Annotated in this window: 14 protein-coding genes; 5 read left to right on the top strand and 9 right to left on the bottom strand. The window is 44.0% G+C overall.

Features of this window, described 5'->3' with window-relative positions; genetic code table 11:
* Nucleotides 1-35: 35 nt before the first annotated feature.
* Nucleotides 36-683 carry a response regulator transcription factor gene (locus HNV11_RS03455; protein WP_171738333.1) on the bottom strand — a complete coding sequence of 216 codons (648 nt, stop codon included), beginning with the start codon at nucleotides 681-683 and terminating at the stop codon, nucleotides 36-38.
* A 492-nt stretch (nucleotides 684-1,175) separates the two neighbouring features.
* Between HNV11_RS03455 and HNV11_RS03460 the strand changes: the two genes are divergently transcribed.
* The 5 genes from HNV11_RS03460 (at nucleotide 1,176) to HNV11_RS03480 (ending at nucleotide 5,859) form a co-directional block, all read left to right on the top strand.
* Nucleotides 1,176-1,727, top strand: coding sequence for a fasciclin domain-containing protein (locus HNV11_RS03460; protein ID WP_171738334.1), 552 nt, complete (start codon nucleotides 1,176-1,178; stop codon nucleotides 1,725-1,727).
* Nucleotides 1,728-2,244: 517 nt separating this feature from the next.
* Nucleotides 2,245-3,387, top strand: a complete 1,143-nt coding sequence (locus HNV11_RS03465; RefSeq protein WP_240163737.1) for an endo-1,4-beta-xylanase — start codon at nucleotides 2,245-2,247, stop codon at nucleotides 3,385-3,387.
* A 351-nt stretch (nucleotides 3,388-3,738) separates the two neighbouring features.
* The gene (locus tag HNV11_RS03470) at nucleotides 3,739-4,728 is read left to right on the top strand and encodes an NAD-dependent epimerase/dehydratase family protein (protein ID WP_171738335.1); all 990 of its coding nucleotides are present in this window, start codon (nucleotides 3,739-3,741) and stop codon (nucleotides 4,726-4,728) included.
* Between the two features lie 53 nt (nucleotides 4,729-4,781).
* On the top strand, nucleotides 4,782-5,072 hold the full coding sequence (locus tag HNV11_RS03475) for a cupin domain-containing protein (protein WP_240163738.1): 291 nt from the start codon (nucleotides 4,782-4,784) through the stop codon (nucleotides 5,070-5,072).
* Between the two features lie 10 nt (nucleotides 5,073-5,082).
* Nucleotides 5,083-5,859, top strand: coding sequence for a WecB/TagA/CpsF family glycosyltransferase (locus HNV11_RS03480; protein WP_171738337.1), 777 nt, complete (start codon nucleotides 5,083-5,085; stop codon nucleotides 5,857-5,859).
* A 79-nt stretch (nucleotides 5,860-5,938) separates the two neighbouring features.
* Here HNV11_RS03480 and HNV11_RS03485 read toward each other — a convergent pair whose 3' ends face one another.
* The 8 genes from HNV11_RS03485 to HNV11_RS03520 all read right to left on the bottom strand — a co-directional run bounded on the left by HNV11_RS03485 (nucleotide 5,939) and on the right by HNV11_RS03520 (nucleotide 16,138).
* The gene (locus HNV11_RS03485; RefSeq protein ID WP_171738338.1) at nucleotides 5,939-7,093 is read right to left on the bottom strand and encodes a glycosyltransferase family 4 protein; all 1,155 of its coding nucleotides are present in this window, start codon (nucleotides 7,091-7,093) and stop codon (nucleotides 5,939-5,941) included.
* A 23-nt stretch (nucleotides 7,094-7,116) separates the two neighbouring features.
* On the bottom strand, nucleotides 7,117-8,157 hold the full coding sequence (locus tag HNV11_RS03490) for a glycosyltransferase family protein (RefSeq protein WP_171738339.1): 1,041 nt from the start codon (nucleotides 8,155-8,157) through the stop codon (nucleotides 7,117-7,119).
* Nucleotides 8,158-8,192: 35 nt separating this feature from the next.
* A complete protein-coding gene (locus HNV11_RS03495; protein ID WP_171738340.1) occupies nucleotides 8,193-9,137 on the bottom strand; it encodes an O-antigen ligase family protein in 945 nt (314 codons plus the stop codon).
* A 358-nt stretch (nucleotides 9,138-9,495) separates the two neighbouring features.
* Nucleotides 9,496-10,947: a lipopolysaccharide biosynthesis protein gene (locus tag HNV11_RS03500; RefSeq protein ID WP_171738341.1), complete on the bottom strand. Its 1,452-nt coding sequence runs from the start codon at nucleotides 10,945-10,947 to the stop codon at nucleotides 9,496-9,498.
* Between the two features lie 44 nt (nucleotides 10,948-10,991).
* Nucleotides 10,992-12,140 (bottom strand): acyltransferase family protein, encoded by a 1,149-nt coding sequence (locus HNV11_RS03505; RefSeq protein WP_240163739.1) that lies wholly within the window; start codon nucleotides 12,138-12,140, stop codon nucleotides 10,992-10,994.
* 125 nt (nucleotides 12,141-12,265) lie between these two features.
* Complete coding sequence (locus HNV11_RS03510) at nucleotides 12,266-12,952, bottom strand: sugar transferase (protein WP_171738343.1); 687 nt, start codon at nucleotides 12,950-12,952, stop codon at nucleotides 12,266-12,268.
* A gap of 114 nt (nucleotides 12,953-13,066) precedes the next feature.
* Nucleotides 13,067-15,412, bottom strand: a complete 2,346-nt coding sequence (locus HNV11_RS03515) for a GumC family protein (protein ID WP_171738344.1) — start codon at nucleotides 15,410-15,412, stop codon at nucleotides 13,067-13,069.
* Between the two features lie 33 nt (nucleotides 15,413-15,445).
* Nucleotides 15,446-16,138, bottom strand: coding sequence for a polysaccharide biosynthesis/export family protein (locus HNV11_RS03520; protein WP_240163741.1), 693 nt, complete (start codon nucleotides 16,136-16,138; stop codon nucleotides 15,446-15,448).
* Between the last annotated feature and the right edge of the window lie 241 nt (nucleotides 16,139-16,379).

The following is a 16,379-nucleotide window of genomic DNA, read 5'->3' on the forward strand; positions in this document are numbered from 1 at the left end:
AGACTAATCGTCCCTTCCCGTTTGTTATAGATTCCTTACAGTTCAATTAAGCCATGTCGGACTGCCTCCAGAGCCATTACAACCCGGGTACGTACGCCCATTTTCTGAAAGACAGCTTCACGATAGCCATCAACCGTGCGTGGACTAACGCACATACGGTCAGCAATTTCGTTGTATGTTAATTCACTACACGCCATTTTAAGGAAATCGTATTCGCGGTTATTGAGATTAAACGACAAAACCGGCCCCCCAGTCCTGGTCGTGGGGCTATTGCGGGTAAGCTGGCGCGGCAGAAGATCAGAATAATCAAATTCCTTTTCCATCACATCATCCAGGGCCTTTTTGAATTCGCTAGACCGACAGCCTTTGAGTAAATACCCGCGTGCTCCATTGCGGATCATCTGAAGGATATGTTCCTCCCGACCAGTCATGGACAGGGCCAAAACACGTACGGTTGGGTAATGCTGACGAAGTTGGATAGCTGTTTCAAAGCCATCCATTCTGGGCATCTTCAGATCAACCAGAGCAATATCGGGCACCAGGCCCCGGCTCATATAGTCCAGCATTTCCTGACCATTCTCTGCTACAAATAATACTTCGTAGTTATCAAATTTCTGAATCAGGTTGGAGAGGGCTTCTGCAAACAGACGATGGTCGTCAGCTATGGCTATTGATGTCGGCATATGTGTGGTTAGTTAAGAGGGTTATGTGCTGAAAGGTAACTAGTTAGCTAACTAACCACAATATATATAGACAATTATTTTTTTGGCGGTAAAGACCCTTCACTTAAACGTTTTAGGAACCCGTAACCTGAATTTGCATTCGCTTTAAACGGCATAATACGTGCAGAACAGGTTTGCTAATGGCAGCATAGCGGTTAGAATCGTTCCAACTGTTACTCCAAAGAAACGCCTGGTTCGGTGCAGGGTTACTGAACAGAGGCAGACGTTACCCTTGATCGTCTAATCGTGCTTATAGTCAATCTGATGTCTGAATTTAAAAATACTCTGGATTACGGAAAGACGACAATAGCCTGATGGCAGCGCTTTGATTGAATCAGGTTATAAGTAGTTTTTCTAGTTATACAAATCCAAGCCTACCTCTTTGTGCGTAAGTCTTCCCGTTGATCGATCACAACATTCAAGACAAATTTTAACTAAGACACAATTAACAACATGAAGACGTTCAAATTCGCTCTTTCATTGACAGCCTTACTGGCGATCGGTCAAATTTCATTTGCCCAGGAAAAAACGGTTACAGTCGGTGGCGCACCGATGTATCCTTCAAAGAATATTGTAGAAAACGCGGTTAACTCAAAAGACCATACTACGCTCGTGGCAGCTGTCAAAGCGGCCGATTTAGTGGAGACGTTGTCTGGACCTGGCCCATTTACGGTGTTTGCCCCAACGAATAGCGCATTTAACAAGCTGCCAAAAGGAACCGTAGAGACTTTGGTGAAGCCAGAAAGTAAAGCAACGCTCACAGGCATTCTGACTTATCATGTCGTACCGGGTAAAGTGAGCGCAGCTGATCTGATGAAGATGATATCCGATGGTGGAGGTAAAACGATGCTTAAAACTGTAGGAGGGGAATCGCTGACCGCTACAATGAAAGGCAAGAAAGTGCAGATTACGGATGACAAGGGTGATGTAGCCACGGTGACTATTGCTGATGTAAATCAATCTAACGGGGTTATTCATGTAATTGACACCGTCTTATTACCGTAATAGGCGTTCATTTAACCATTAAAGGCCATTCCTGCGCGCAGGAATGGCTTTTTGGTAGATAATATATCTTTGTTACTGAATATTTTGTTTTTTTAACTATAGTTAGACTTTAGGTCGTCACGTCTATAAAAATTCTTTTTTCAAGGTATAAGCGTCACTTAATTGACTTTTAATGATTGTATTGATCTAGTAAAGGGGCCTCAAGTATAGCAGAAAATGTGTTCAATGTTATAGATACTAATATTAAATGTATATACATTTAATATTAGCAAAACTAAAATATTACATCTATATCTATTAGTATACTTATAGCTAATTAAATGGTAGTTTCTTTTAGTGGATTTTTATAGATAATATTTAATAGTCGTTTAATGGCTCACTATGTTTTAATTCTTCGTTAATAGGTTCTTAATTTGTTTATAATTTTGCCTTAAGTACATGTTAATCAGGCTTTAAAGTTGATTTAATGTAGGTACATCAATTTTGTCTCAACAAAAACGGACAAAACGACGTACCTGTGAAACAGATTTCTACCTCCGCTTCTAAACAGCTTTTAGTTTTGATTTCTTTGTTTTTTATCAGCTTTATGACTGCTTGCAACCCCAATTCGGAAGATGTCAAGCCACAGAGCGTAATGATAATAGATTACTCGGCAAGTACTCGAGCAACTGCCGTCATCGATAATGATAGCACACTAAAAGCTGTGGCTACTTTTCCGATTGGTGCCGCTTTTAACTCTAAGATTGTAAAAGAAAGTGATAAGGCTAACAGCTTGTTCCAAGCCCAGTTCAATGCTAAAACGGTTCATGCTTTCATGAACACTGAACCTGCTCCTGGCCAATTCAACTTTTCTGAAATTGATTATTGGGTCAATGCTGCTGACAAGCAGCCTCTTCGGTTGCATGGCCATTGTTTAGTATATCACATGGCGGCTCCTGAATGGTTCTCTCAGTTTAAGGGTAACACGGAAGGATTTGAGAAGGCAGTTAAAAATCACATTCAAACTCTGGTAAGCCGTTATAAAGGTAAAATCAAAAGCTGGGACGTAATTAACGAAGTGTTTGACTGGAACTCAGGTGCGGTTCGCCAGACGGCTTTCCGCCAGTTGTATGCTAGTGATGCCGCTTACCTGGAGTTCGTGAAGCGTTGCTTTCAGTGGGCTCATAAAGCTGATCCGGATGCCTTGCTGTTCTATAATGACTACGGTTTCGAAACCTATTCGTCAAAACTGGATGGTGTATTAAAAATGATCGACAATTTCAAAAAGAGCGGAACCCCTATTCATGGGCTTGGCACGCAATTGCACATCGATATTAACACCTCTGAAACTGGTCTTCGCAACGCCTTCCAGCGGTTGGCCGCAACCAGCCTTCTGGTACACGCATCAGAACTGGATATCGCTGTGAACCCTAAGAATGATCAGACCCTGGTTTTTTCGAATGAACTGATGAGTGTGCAGGCTGCTAAATACAAAGTTGTAGCTAGTCTCTATAAGCAAAATGTACCGAGCCGCCTCCGATATGGTATTACTATGTGGAGCTTTAGCGACGCGGATAGTTGGTTGGTAACAGATAAAAAGATGCGCGATATGCCAAATGTATTCGATACAAAACTGAACAAGAAAATGGCTTTTTATGGTTTAATGGATGGTTTGAAATAATCAATATAAATACTTTTCATTGCTATAGCCAGTCTTAAATTATAACGTCATCTGTTTTTATAACGGCTAGCGGTCAGACTTTCTAAGAGCCTGACCGCTAGCCGTTTAATGCGTATATATAAACCTGTCAAAAGGTTTATATGATCCATTGGATGTATTATAGTTTAAAAGATTAGCCAATTACATAAATAGCAATAACCCATTTTGGATTATATAATTGATATACAATACTATAACAAGTTTATAAAAATAAATTTATGTAAACTAATAGTTGGTATAGGACTTGCATATAGTTATTAATTATATTGCGTTCGTAAAAAATAACTACAATCAAAATCAATCAATTCTATCATGAAAAAAGCACTTGTATGCGGAGCCGGTGGTTTCATCGGCGGACACCTGGTAAATCGCTTAAAGTCAGAAGGTTACTGGGTGCGGGGAGTCGACATTAAGTATAACGAATACGGCAATACGAACGCCGACGAATTTATTCTTGGCGACTTAAGAGACCCAGCCATAGCGGCTGAGGTAGTAACAAGTGATTTAAACGAAATTTATCAGCTTGCCGCTGACATGGGCGGAGCCGGTTTCGTATTCACCGGTGATAACGATGCCAGCATTATGCATAACTCCGTGTTGTGTAACTTAAATATTCTGGAAGAAGCTAAACATAAAGGCGTGAAGCGTATTTTCTATTCGTCTTCAGCCTGTATGTATCCTGAGTATAATCAGTTAGATCCCGAGAACCCTAAGTGCTCTGAAGATTCTGCTTATCCGGCTGCTCCCGACAGCGAATATGGCTGGGAGAAACTCTTCTCGGAGCGTCTATATCTGACATATCAGCGTAATCACGGCATTGAGGCCCGGATCGCTCGTTTCCACAACATTTTTGGCCCACAGGGTACCTGGGAAGGCGGTCGTGAAAAGGCCCCTGCTGCAGTTTGCCGTAAAGTAGCTATGGCTGAGGATGGTGGATCTATCGAAATATGGGGTGACGGTAAGCAGACACGTTCGTTCCTGATTGTTGACGAATGCGTTGAGGGTATCCGTCGGTTAATGGAATCTGATTTTTCAGGACCGGTCAACATCGGATCGGAAGAGATGATTTCACTCAATGACTTTGCGAAAATGGTTATTGAACTGTCTGGTAAATCTATCGCTATCAACAACATTAAAGGCCCAACGGGTGTGCGTGGTCGTAACTCCGACAACCGCCTGATTCAGGAAAAACTGGGCTGGGCACCGTCTACTCCGTTACGCGTAGGTGTTGAAAAAACCTATAACTGGATTTGTGAGCAGATTCAGAAAAAGGCAGAAGTAGAAGTTCTTGAAGAGGTTTAATGGATACTATTACGGCGGTAATCAGCAGCCTTGCAAGTGAGTCGACGGCTCACTTGCAAGGCTCTAAAAAGGTGTTTCTGCGTAATTCAGATACGCCGACGAATCTCACGCAGGTAGCCCACGGGACGTTCCGGGCAGCTGACTATTGCGAGCTGCATAGTCATGCTACAATGGAGGAGGTCTTCTTTTTTATGAGTGGAAAAGGAATCTATACAGTTGGCGATCAGCAGATACCTCTGGAAAAGGGGGTTTTCGTCCGGATTCCGGCCGGTGTCTCTCACCGTTTAGAGGCCGTTGGCGACGAGCCGTTAGAATACGTATACTTTGGTGTTGCTACAGAGTAATCTACAAAAAATGGTACAGGTATTAAAGACTAAACTATACGATGCTGGTCTGGAAACGGCTGTTTCAGAATTAATCGAGCAATGTGCACCAACGAGCCAACGACAGAATAAATGCGTTAGTGCGACAGGGGCACACGGCATGATTACGGCCATCAAAGAGCAGGATTTTCAGCAGGTTCTGGACTCGTTCTATTGGAATCTGCCAGATGGAATGCCCGGCGTATGGGTTGGCCGTTTGAAAGGTTCCGCAAACATGAATCGGTGTTACGGCCCTGATTTCTTCATGCGGGTGTTTCAGCAGAGTGCCAACACGCCAGTCAAGCATTTTCTGTGTGGTGGAAAGGAGGGCGTAGCTGACGAGCTGAAAGAAGCCGTTGGTAAGAAGTTTTCAAATCACAATGTGGTCGGTACGTATTGTCCGCCGTTTCGGACCTTATCGGAAAATGAGTTTAAAGCACTGGGTGATCAGATCAACCAGTCGGGCGCGAATGTAGTCTGGATCGGGTTGAGTACTCCAAAGCAGGAACGCTTTGCCCAACAATTAAAGAAATACACGTCGGTTCATTTTATCGTTACGGTCGGTGCAGCCTTCGATTTTCATACCGACAATGTAAAACAGGCTCCGGCCTGGATGCAGCAGATGTCAATGGAGTGGTTTTTCCGCTTATTGATGGAGCCCAAACGCCTTTATAAACGATACTTAGAAATTGTCCCACTATTCATTTTTTATAATCTAAAAGAAGCGTTAAGTGTCAGTAAATCCCACCGGGTTTCAGGCGCTAAATAACATAATTCAATCCATAAAAAAAAGAATAAACGAAGGCTGGAATATAGTGTATTCCAGCCTTCGTTTTTGAATAACGGGATCAACGGGCTACCTGCTGATAAATGTTCATCAGCATAGCATAGTTAGATGCCGGAGTATATTTCCTTTCATAATTCGCTCTGCCTTCTAATCCCATCTCCGTCGAGCGTTTATTATTACTACATACCAACTCGATTTTATCAACCAAATCATCGATTTGTCCGGCTTTAAAGGTATAACCTGTACGGCCATCTTCAATTAATTCTGGGATACCACCCATGCGAGCTCCAATAACAGTTGTCCCCTTTGCATAGGCCTCTACGACCACCCGACCGAAGGGCTCATGCCAGAGTGACGGAATAACCAAGGCCCGAGCTTTACCAATAATTGAATAGGTTTCGGCAAGCGTTTTTTTACCTAAATACTCAATATTGTATTGCTTTGTACAATCTATTACTTCCTGCTCCAACGGGCCTTCTCCAACAACTTTTACCCGAACGCTTTTAGACAGCTTGGGCAAGGCAGCTAACAAGGTTCGGATGCCCTTTTCCACCTGTAATCTGCCAACATAGACAATGTAGTCTTCTTTTGTAAAACAGACGCCAGGGTCCGGATACACAAAGTTTGGCTTCACCACAATTTTTTCGGCCGGAAAACCACCCTCAATCATTTTCTGCTTTACAAATTCAGAAACGCTAACAAACCGGTCTATCTGCTGCCAGGTAGGCAAATAGTTATGTAACATTAGCATAGAAGTTGCTGTTGCGCTGGCGGCTGCATTATCCCGATAGCACTTATGTTGGACAGCAGCCGTCTTAATCATTTTAGTTAAACATAACTCACAAACTTCACCATCGCGGTAGAGCATTGCATTAGGACAAACAAACCGGTAGTTCCGAACGGCCTGAATAACGGGTACGCGTTCGGTCTGAGCAGCGTAATAAACAGAAGGAGAAATAAGCGGAAAGAAATTCTGAACGTGGATAGCATCGTGCTTATGCTGCTTCAGTAACCGCCGTACCTCACGATATGACTCCCGAGACCATAATGTGCGCAAGGCTGCAGCTGTTTTAGATAGAGTAGCTACTTTTGAGTTGTTTTCAATATAAGAGGAAACCGAGTTACCATACTGTTCCAGGACAGATACTTCAGCTTTACGTGACTCGTCTTCACCACCTTTGATTAAGTATTCGTTGTGAACGCTCAGAATTCGCATGGATTTAATGAGAAGGGTTGGGCTTAATAGTTAACCTCTGCGAGTTGAGGTTCGTACTGCGATAGAATATGAGTTTTCAGAAACAGCGCGTAGGACTCCCAAGAGTGGTCTTGAATAAAACGGTTTATTCTCCCTATGTCAACTACAGAGTGTGGGCTATCAATAGTCTTGTTCACTAATTCGATCAGCTCCTCAAAATCCTGGTAGGTGTAGGCTAGGCCTTCCTGTGCAAAATCTTTGAAATTACCGAAGTTAGGTCCAATAACAAGTTTATAATTAACCAAAGATTCAATTAGAGCCCCTGAACTCAGAACGCTTTCTTGGCGATAGGTGAACACTACGGTTCGGGAGAGTTCAAATAGCCGCTGAAGCTCGTCGTCGGAGGTGAAGCGGTTTATAACCCGTATCGAGTTTGTTTCTAAAGCCTGTAAATCTTGGTAATAAACTGGGTCGGAGCACTTTCCTTGTATAAGAATGCGTAAATTTGTATGCCCTTTATCATGCACATACTCTAAAAATTCTTTGATCCCTTTATATGGTAGTATGGTTCCCCAGAACAATATGTCATAAACAAAATTACTGCCGAAGTGGGGTTTATAAGAACTGACTTTGAAGGGGTGAGGATAGTAGATAAGACGTGATGACCTCTGCAACTGAGTAGTTTCCTTCGAATGAGCAATCATTAAATCAGCCTGACGGTTTAATACCTTTCGAAAATAGCTGGAAAGCCATCGGTTGCGTGAGCTATGACTGACTTTATTGTGAATTGTCCAGATAATCTTTACGCCCATTATCTTAAGAAAGGGGAGCAAAAAGACTAAAGCCAGAGCTTGCGTATACCCCATAGTGCGGTTAGCTACCTCTTCCACCCAATTAAAGACAACCGCGTCTATGCGACGTGTGTGTAAAAAAATATCAATAACTCCAAGCCAGGCAGTCTTGCTGCGAATTACGGCTACCTGGTTGACTTCTAGTGCTTTTGCTAAATTACTAACATAAGGATTAGTATCAGGCCTGAGACTATATGACCGGTCAGGATATACATATACCTGGATATTTTTCATATATAAGGTAGGGATACAAAATGAACAGATGTTAGTTAGGTAATTGTTACCGGTCTTGTGAATTGGTTGATAGAAACAGTTTGCTGCTTGATGGTAGTTGCGCGGATTTTTCGTGTCGTCACCTGTATAAGATCGTAAGAACTTAGAGTAGCAATAAATAGAATCCACAGAAAATTATTTTGACGTAACATGTTACTTTCTACGAAATTATATACTAAGAAAAGTATCATATACATAACACCCCATCCATATAGATGCTCTCTACGTAGACTATAGTTCATCATATAAGCGGATAGTTTAGTGACATAAAGAATCAAAAAGGCTACAAAGCCTACATAGCCTAAATCCAATAAGATATCTAGGAAACCATTATGCGCATTAGGAACTTCCCAATTTAATTCCTGTGATATAATTGCCGAAGCGCTATGATCGCCTAACCAGAACCCACCGAAACCATGCCCGAATAACGGCCGCTTGTCCACCGCTACGAAAATCTGTTCCCAAAGCAATGTTCGGCCAGTGAGTGTCGGATCTTTACCAAGAAGCTCAAATAATACTTCGTAATTGTTGAGCATATAGTAGCCGCCACTAGCCAGACCAGACAGCACAGATAATAAAACAATAATGAGACTGGAGGCCTTCAGTTGAAAAGTCTTTAGAATGTAGCCTAAACCAATTACAAAGATCACTAATACCAAAGCGCTTGATGAGCGAGACATGATGATTAGAAAAACCGAGAGGGAAATATGTAACCAATATTTCTTCTGAGGTTTGATAGAATGCAGAGTAAACGCTGTGAGCGTATAAATCACCATTAGACGTCCGAGCGTATTTTTATGGGTATATACGCCTTTCCAGGCCCCTTCGTGGAACCCTCCTTCCTGTAAAGCTCCCATTAGACCGTAGCTAGGAAAAGTAATTGCTGTTATCAATGATAAGACTGCGCCAGCCACTAGGGTTTGGTTGATCAGTATGAGCATATCGTGCAGCGAGTATCGTATGGATAGATAGTAGCCGAATAGCGATGTGCCAACTAAGGCTATAAATCGACGGCCGGTTACTAATGGACTGTCGCTCCAGCTTATCGATACGAGTACAAGTGCAAATAAAAGGAGCAGAAGTATATTGCCCGATAATGCTGTTTTTAGGGGTCGTACGTTACCCGATAAGTAATAAATTGTTACAAGATATATCGTTACATATACAATTTGTGAGACAATGTCCCCCTCTGGGTTTACCGCATCCCCAATCGTTGAGTTCCGGAACATAGCCAATATGGCTCCGCTATAAATTAAAAGAGATACAACAACGAAGAACCGTTCGGTAAAGGAGGGGGGCTTACGCATAGTTTTTCTTACTTTTTAATTTTAATTGATTTGTAACAAAAGAGATACTAATAACTTTAAATGCTATCAATAGGCTCCCATATAAGATACCGCCTAATAGGGTAAGGAATAGTAGTCCCCACAAGCCAGAGCCATAAGATCGGAATAAGAGAATAACGGCACCCATCAGAATAGAAGCTGTCAGAATTTTTAGAATCTCTTCCCAAGGAATAGGTAGTTTATAAGCACGTAAGCTAAGCATATAACTTAACAGCAATACTGCACCGTAACTGATCAATGTAGCATACGCTGCTCCCATTAGGCCAATGCGTGGCAATAACAGTAAATTTAAAGCGACATTAATAAAGGCAGCTACTCCTACCGACCAAAGCTGCAATCGCGTTTTTTGAGCAAGCTGAAAACTCTGATCCAGATAGAAGCTCTTTATACCACTCAATACAGCTCCAATAGCAATGTATGGTATTAGCATTGCAACTGTATCTGCATATTTTTCGCCAACTAGAACGAATGCTATTTGTGGGGCCAAAGCTGCCATGCCAATAGCAGTTGGGAGCGAGATTGCCAGAAGTAAAATTAGATTGGATTTGAGATGTTTATTGGCAGCTGCTGGTCCTTCGTGTTCCAAAGCCCTGATAACTAATGGATAACTAGCTAAGCTAATAGATATCATGATAACCCATAATGTCTGTTTGGCTAGATCATAGCCGACTGAATATGTTCCTGTGCTAGCCGTTCCTAAGAAGTGTTTTACAAGATAGCGGTCAGAGCTATCCATAATAAAAGTTAGGGCGCTCGAGGCTGTCAATGGTACGCCATACGTCAGATGGGTACGGATGGCCCGGGAATCAAAAGAGCCGGTTTTAGCTGTTAATTCCGTAAAGAAACTTTTAAAATAGAAAGCTATTGCTGCGAAGGAAGCAATCAGTAGGCCGAGTAGCAGACCTGTTGCACCATACCCAAAATAAGCCAAGGCTGAACTTAGCCCTATAGCCAAAGTCGCTTTTAAGAAGTGTGCGAAAGAGTACTGTTTGGGTTGCAGGTTGGATCGATAATAATCGAGCCCTATTTCAAAAAACGCCTGCACAAATAATAGCCCGACTCCCAGACTAATATAACTAATGGGTATTTTCTGCCCACTGATGTACAAAAACAGGCCAATCAAAACAGCCGAGAGCAGAATTGAGCCTAAATAACCCGCTAGTACCGTAGTGTTTAGCTGACGCTTATCATCTTCAGAAGTGCAAGTGGGTGTATAGCGTAGCAGCACCAGCCGAATCCACTGAAATAAAACTGCGTTGAACAAGTTGACTGTTGCGACAATTAGTGCATAGCTACCATACTCCTCTGGTAAAACGAGACGAGTGTAAATACTTAAGGCAAGAAAATTGATCAGGCCGGGCATACCTCGCCCTAGAAAATAGATAATACTGTGCTTCGTTAACATAGAGAGGAATAATTAAGCCTAAGCAATACTTCGCTAAAATGTATTTAGAGAGTCGGCCTTGCGACTTTAAACCGTTTAATAGTATGATTCAGCTTATTAAGTATAGGTGTTTCGATATATCTGTGAACGAGCATACCAAAAAGTAGTGCTACTAGCATAATTGGCAACACGGTTATTGCTAGATTATGAGGCCAGATAGACTTGAGTAATAACGTTTCTGCATTGATGAGCGAAGAGTGAGTAAGATAGATAGCATACGATGCATTACCTATGAATAATAATCCTGTGGGAACATTCCATTTATCTAGCTTATCAATATGGGCGCTACCGAGTATAATCAGGAATGAGGGTATACCGAAGAATAGATAAGAGTAATTTTCTGTCACTGTCTTTAAGTCTTCTGATCTAGTAATTAAGTCGACCCCCTGCTCAAGAGCAATTTGGTTCACGTTAATTACGGTATATAACGAAGCCGTAACAAACAAAACTAGGCCGCTTGCCAATAGCCAGTAGCGGAACTGTGTAAGTAAAGAATGGCTGAATAAATAAGCTGCTGCTAGACCGAACAGGAATTCAGTATGATGATAGCTAATTATAAAACTATGTGATGAGTGAAGTAATTTTGGTACATCGCCTAGAAGCAGACCACTTGTCCAATATAAGAAAATAAAACCCCCATAGCTAAGAAGTAAGTATTTAAGGCTACTTGATTTATTGAAGATCAAGAGACTAAAACAGGCGTAAAAAAAAAGCTCGTAGCTCAGAGTCCAACTTACATTAAGCACTGGAGATTGAGGATGAGGAAGTAAAAATAGGGCGCCAAGTATTGTTAAAGCACTGTATGTTTTAATAAGCAGCTTGGGAATTAGCATTAGCCAGTATAATGGGAAAATTCTGATAAGGCGCTTGCTAATAAAATAGTAAACCCGATCTTTAACTCCCAGATCATGCTGGTGGATAGTATATATAATGAAGCCGCTTAATACAAAAAAGAAATCAACGCCCGCCTTACCGAACTTAAAGGAATTGTTCAGAACAGAGTGATTTAAGTTTGTAGCGTATAATGTGCTCGTATGATATAGTAAAACAATCAGAGCCGCTAACCCTCTAAATAGTTGAATTAAAGCTAGCTTGTCCGACCGATTTATGTCGGGTGTAATCGAGGTATTAACAGTTAATATAGGCAAATTCATCGCTTTATACCTGGAATTTTATTTCTGCTAATCCGCTGTGTAGGTGTATGTAAATGACCCGCTGATTTAACACTAAATCTACTTAACTCTTTATCTTGTGGCATATCTATACGGACAACAGCGGTTTAGAATGCCTTCTTATCACCTTTAATCATACTGGTTACGGTCCACCAGCAGATTTTCAGATCCAGGGGAAGGGTTTGTTTCCGGATGTATAAATGGTCGAAGCGTATCCGGTGCTGCATGTCAATCAGTCGTGCTGTTTCGCCCCGGCAGCCGCGTACCTGCGCTAATCCCGTGATCCCGGGCTTTACCGCATAGCGTTTGGGGTAACCCGCCATTGTGCTCCAGTGCTGCGCGTCTAACTGAATTGGATGCGGGCGGGGACCAACAATGCTCATATCACCCAGAAGTACGTTGAAAACCTGTGGCAGCTCGTCCAGATTGCTTTTACGCAGGAACCGACCAATAGGCGTGACCCGGCTGTCATTCTTGGTTGCCTGCTTAAACTGAGCGTTTTTATCGTAGGTCATTGTCCGGAACTTCAGGCAGCGGAACGGGCGTCCATTCCGACCGGTTCGCAGCTGGATAAATAACATTGGTCCGGGCGACGTTAGCCGGATTAGTAAACCGATAACCGGGACCAGCCAGATCAGCAGTGAGACAATGACTAAGCCGGATACTACAATGTCGAACAGACGTTTCCCCCGGCTGTCTTTGTTAGACAATACAATTTTGTCGTGGGTAGTTGCCGAGAATGACTCATTAAATACTGCTGGATCAGTGAGTGATGGCAAGGACAAATCGAGCATATTCATGGGTGGTTGAATGGAGTATCAGGGAGGATTATTCAATGAATAGGCAGTAGCTGGCCATTAAGTCGCGTTGCGACCTTCACAACTCAATGGCCAGTAATAATTGATGACTTATCTGCGGTTATGAATGGTTACTTTAGGCGGCTTGTTGGATTCTTCATAATAGCCACCGCCGTACCCGTAGCTGTATCCGTACTGATACGACTCGCCACCGCCGACGCCGTTCAGGATTAAGTTGAGCCGCTGGAATCGGTGCTCTTTGTAGAGATTGTCGATCATGCGCAGGTAAGCCTTCGGCGTGTGATCGTGCCGTACCATAAACATGGTTGCATCTACGTGAGGAGCAATTAATTGAGCGTCCGTTACCAGACCTATTGGCGGAGAATCTACGATAATGTAGGCAAACCGTTCACGCAGTTCACGGAAAAGCTGCTCCAGTCGGGGGCTGCTCAACAGTTCGGCCGGGTTTGGTGGAATCGGGCCACAGGTAATGATGTGGTAGTTCGGAAAGCCTGGAATTTCCTGCAGAACCTCGTCCAGCGTAGCTTCCTGAATGAGGTAATTGCTGATGCCAACGGTATTGAACAGACCCAGTACCGAGTGGAGCTTGGGTTTACGTAAATCCATCTCCAGAATGACAGTCGGCCGGTCAACCAGAGCCAGGCTGGCGCCCAGGTTCAATGACAGAAAGGATTTGCCCTCACCACTGATGCTGGACGTAAACATGACAACCTGGCTATCCGTCGGGTTGCTACGCAGGAATTGGAGGTTAGTACGCAGCGTCCGGATCTGTTCGGCAATAACCGATCGCTTGCCCGATACCATTACCAGCGGATCAACGTTCCGGCTGGCCATGATCTCGCCGAGAATGGGAACCTGGGATACCGATTCTACGTCGGTCCGGCGGCTGACGCGGTCGTTCAAGGCGTCGCGGGCGGCCAGAACACCTACCGGAAACACCAGTCCTAAAAGGCCAAACAAAAGGAAAATGGTAGCTTTTACGGGTTTTACTGGCTCACGACCACTACGCGGGGGATCAATCGTGCGGCTATCGGCCACGGTCGACGCGTACGACAGGGCCGTTTCTTCGCGCTTCGCCAGCAGATACGTATACAGGTTATTTTTGATTGCCTGCTGACGGGTAATGTTAACGAGCGCCCGTTCTTTGCGAGGAATTGTGCGGATCTGATTTTCCAACTGACGGTTGGTATTCTTCAGTTGTTGCTGAGTGCTAATCAGCGTCCGTTTTACGTTCTGAATGTTCTCCGTCAGGCTCGCTTTCGTCGCTTTGATCTGATTGTCGAGCGATTGCAGGATCGGGTTGCTTGGCGTCGTCGTGCGGCTAAGCTGATCGCGCTGCAGTTCCAGTTCGCTTACCTTGGCTACCAGGCCCATCAGCACTGGGTCGGTTACGCTAAGAGTAGCCGGTGCCATGCCGCGTTCGTCGGCTTTGCTGTCAATGTAGCGTTCGATATCCTGAACCGCTCCTAACTGAATAGTTGCTTTGTTAAGCTGATCGTCATTTTCTTTGACGGTTTCCAGGAAAACCTGCGCCTGTGAGCTCAGATCGGTAATGCCTTCGGCTGATTTGAACGACTCCACGCCTTTCTCAACTGTTGACAGTTCACCGGCGATCAGCCGTAAACGTTCTTCGATAAAGTTCAGCGTGTTCGAGGCAACGATGTTTTTATCGACAATAGCCGCCTGGTTGTATTCACTGATGAGCTTATTAAGTACGGCCTCGCCTTTGCGGGGAACAGCGTCTTCGAGGGATAACTGCAGCACAGTGGAAGCTTTGCTGCTCGGCTCAACCGTTAGGTGCTCCAGGTATTTATCAACCGCTTCGGCTTTGGGCAGTACCCGAACAACGATCGGCTCTGACTCCACCTTCAGCGGTCGGCGCGTAAACAGCCGCAATTTACCATAAGGTGTCTGAACACTCTGGTTAACCGGATAGGATACATCATTAACCCGCACTGTTTTGGCATCTGCAACGCTAATATCCAGATCCGTTTCGTAAAGGGCAGGGGCTGGTTTCTCGATCAGGACCCGGATTGGCGACTCATCATAAATTTCCCGGTTGCCCATATTGGTTGGCCGGAAATACTTTACGTCAAGGCCAAGGCCGTCTACGACCTTGCTCATCAGCGCGTGCGACTTTAAAATTTCGGTCTCGTTCTCGACTACTTTTTTGGGCGCAAAAATGTCCATCTCTTTCAGGATGTTCTCTTCGCTCAGACCTTTCTTATCGTCTTTAATCAGCAGGCTTGTCTGTATTTTATAGATGGGCGTCTGATACAGCATGAAGACATAAGCCCCTGCTCCTGCCAGGACCAGTGAAAGAACAAACCATTTCCAGTGCCGGACGTAGCGCATCAGCACCGCCCGCAGGTTGGGCGTATTCTCGGCTTCGTACAGTTGGTACGGAGCGTAGGCATAGTTATTCTGATTCGACATGATGGAGCCGTTAGATTGGATAAAGGATATAGATTAATAGAATCGGGACGCAATGATGGCCAGGAACGAGAGCCCGCTCAGCACAATTGGCAGGAGTTGGTTCGTGCGATCAGCCGTAGCTGCCCGCGCGCGTCCGGGTTCGACGTACAGCACATCATTGGGATGCAGATAATAGTAAGGAGAATTAAATAAGTCACGGCGGGTAAGATCAATGCGGGCAAATGTGCGCTTTCCATTTTCCTCCCGGATCAGGAGTACGTTGTCCCGGCGGCCATAGATGGTAATGTCGCCCGACAGGCTAAGCGCTTCCAAGAGCGTAATCTGCTCATTTGGGATAGTGAATAAGGACGGACGGGTCACTTCGCCCATCACCGAGATCCGAAAGTTCAGGCTGCGGATATTGACCGTTGGCTCCTTCAAAAATTCTTTGAGGGATTCGCGCAGTTGCTCTTTAACCTGAGCAACTGTTTGCCCGCTTACGTTTACTTTTCCCAGCACGGGCAACTCAATAAAGCCATTGTTGTCGACTAAATAGCCATTCTGCGGAGGCAGTGGGGTTGTACTGGTTGAAGCTGAGGGTTGAACGCTACGATCGGCAATAGCAAAGGAGGTATAGGGATTAAAGAAAGATGATGCCTCCTGGTTCAGGCTGCTGACCTGTACAGACAGGACATCCCCCGGTTGAATTTTCGGAGCGTACCGGGCAGCAACAGCCAGGGTGTCCATTTTGGAGGCTTCTCCCTGGAAATAAGTAATCTGTTTAGAAGAAACGCAGCCTGTTAAATACTGACAGCTGCCAATAAGCAGGATTAACGTGATTCGCAGACAGTAGCTGCGGCTGGTACGCATAAGATGTATTTTCATTTTACGGATCTAATAGCTGACTGCTTTTTTATTAATCTTACCAATTTTATCTTCAGGCGGATATTGGTCAATGGTGTGGTAGAGAACCTATGAATTCGTTGGA

The organism is Spirosoma taeanense, from assembly GCF_013127955.1.
Taxonomy (GTDB): Bacteria; Bacteroidota; Bacteroidia; order Cytophagales; family Spirosomataceae; genus Spirosoma; species Spirosoma taeanense.

Excerpts from the sequence above, each read along its gene's own strand:
- HNV11_RS03455 (WP_171738333.1), bottom strand. The coding sequence starts at position 683 with ATGCCGACATCAATAGCCATAGCTGACGACCATCGTCTGTTTGCAGAA.
- HNV11_RS03460 (WP_171738334.1), top strand. The coding sequence starts at position 1,176 with ATGAAGACGTTCAAATTCGCTCTTTCATTGACAGCCTTACTGGCGATC.
- HNV11_RS03470 (WP_171738335.1), top strand. The coding sequence starts at position 3,739 with ATGAAAAAAGCACTTGTATGCGGAGCCGGTGGTTTCATCGGCGGACAC.
- HNV11_RS03480 (WP_171738337.1), top strand. The coding sequence starts at position 5,083 with ATGGTACAGGTATTAAAGACTAAACTATACGATGCTGGTCTGGAAACG.
- HNV11_RS03485 (WP_171738338.1), bottom strand. The coding sequence starts at position 7,093 with ATGCGAATTCTGAGCGTTCACAACGAATACTTAATCAAAGGTGGTGAA.
- HNV11_RS03490 (WP_171738339.1), bottom strand. The coding sequence starts at position 8,157 with ATGAAAAATATCCAGGTATATGTATATCCTGACCGGTCATATAGTCTC.
- HNV11_RS03495 (WP_171738340.1), bottom strand. The coding sequence starts at position 9,137 with ATGCTCATACTGATCAACCAAACCCTAGTGGCTGGCGCAGTCTTATCA.
- HNV11_RS03500 (WP_171738341.1), bottom strand. The coding sequence starts at position 10,947 with ATGTTAACGAAGCACAGTATTATCTATTTTCTAGGGCGAGGTATGCCC.
- HNV11_RS03505 (WP_240163739.1), bottom strand. The coding sequence starts at position 12,140 with ATGAATTTGCCTATATTAACTGTTAATACCTCGATTACACCCGACATA.
- HNV11_RS03510 (WP_171738343.1), bottom strand. The coding sequence starts at position 12,952 with ATGCTCGATTTGTCCTTGCCATCACTCACTGATCCAGCAGTATTTAAT.
- HNV11_RS03515 (WP_171738344.1), bottom strand. The coding sequence starts at position 15,412 with ATGTCGAATCAGAATAACTATGCCTACGCTCCGTACCAACTGTACGAA.
- HNV11_RS03520 (WP_240163741.1), bottom strand. The coding sequence starts at position 16,138 with ATGGACACCCTGGCTGTTGCTGCCCGGTACGCTCCGAAAATTCAACCG.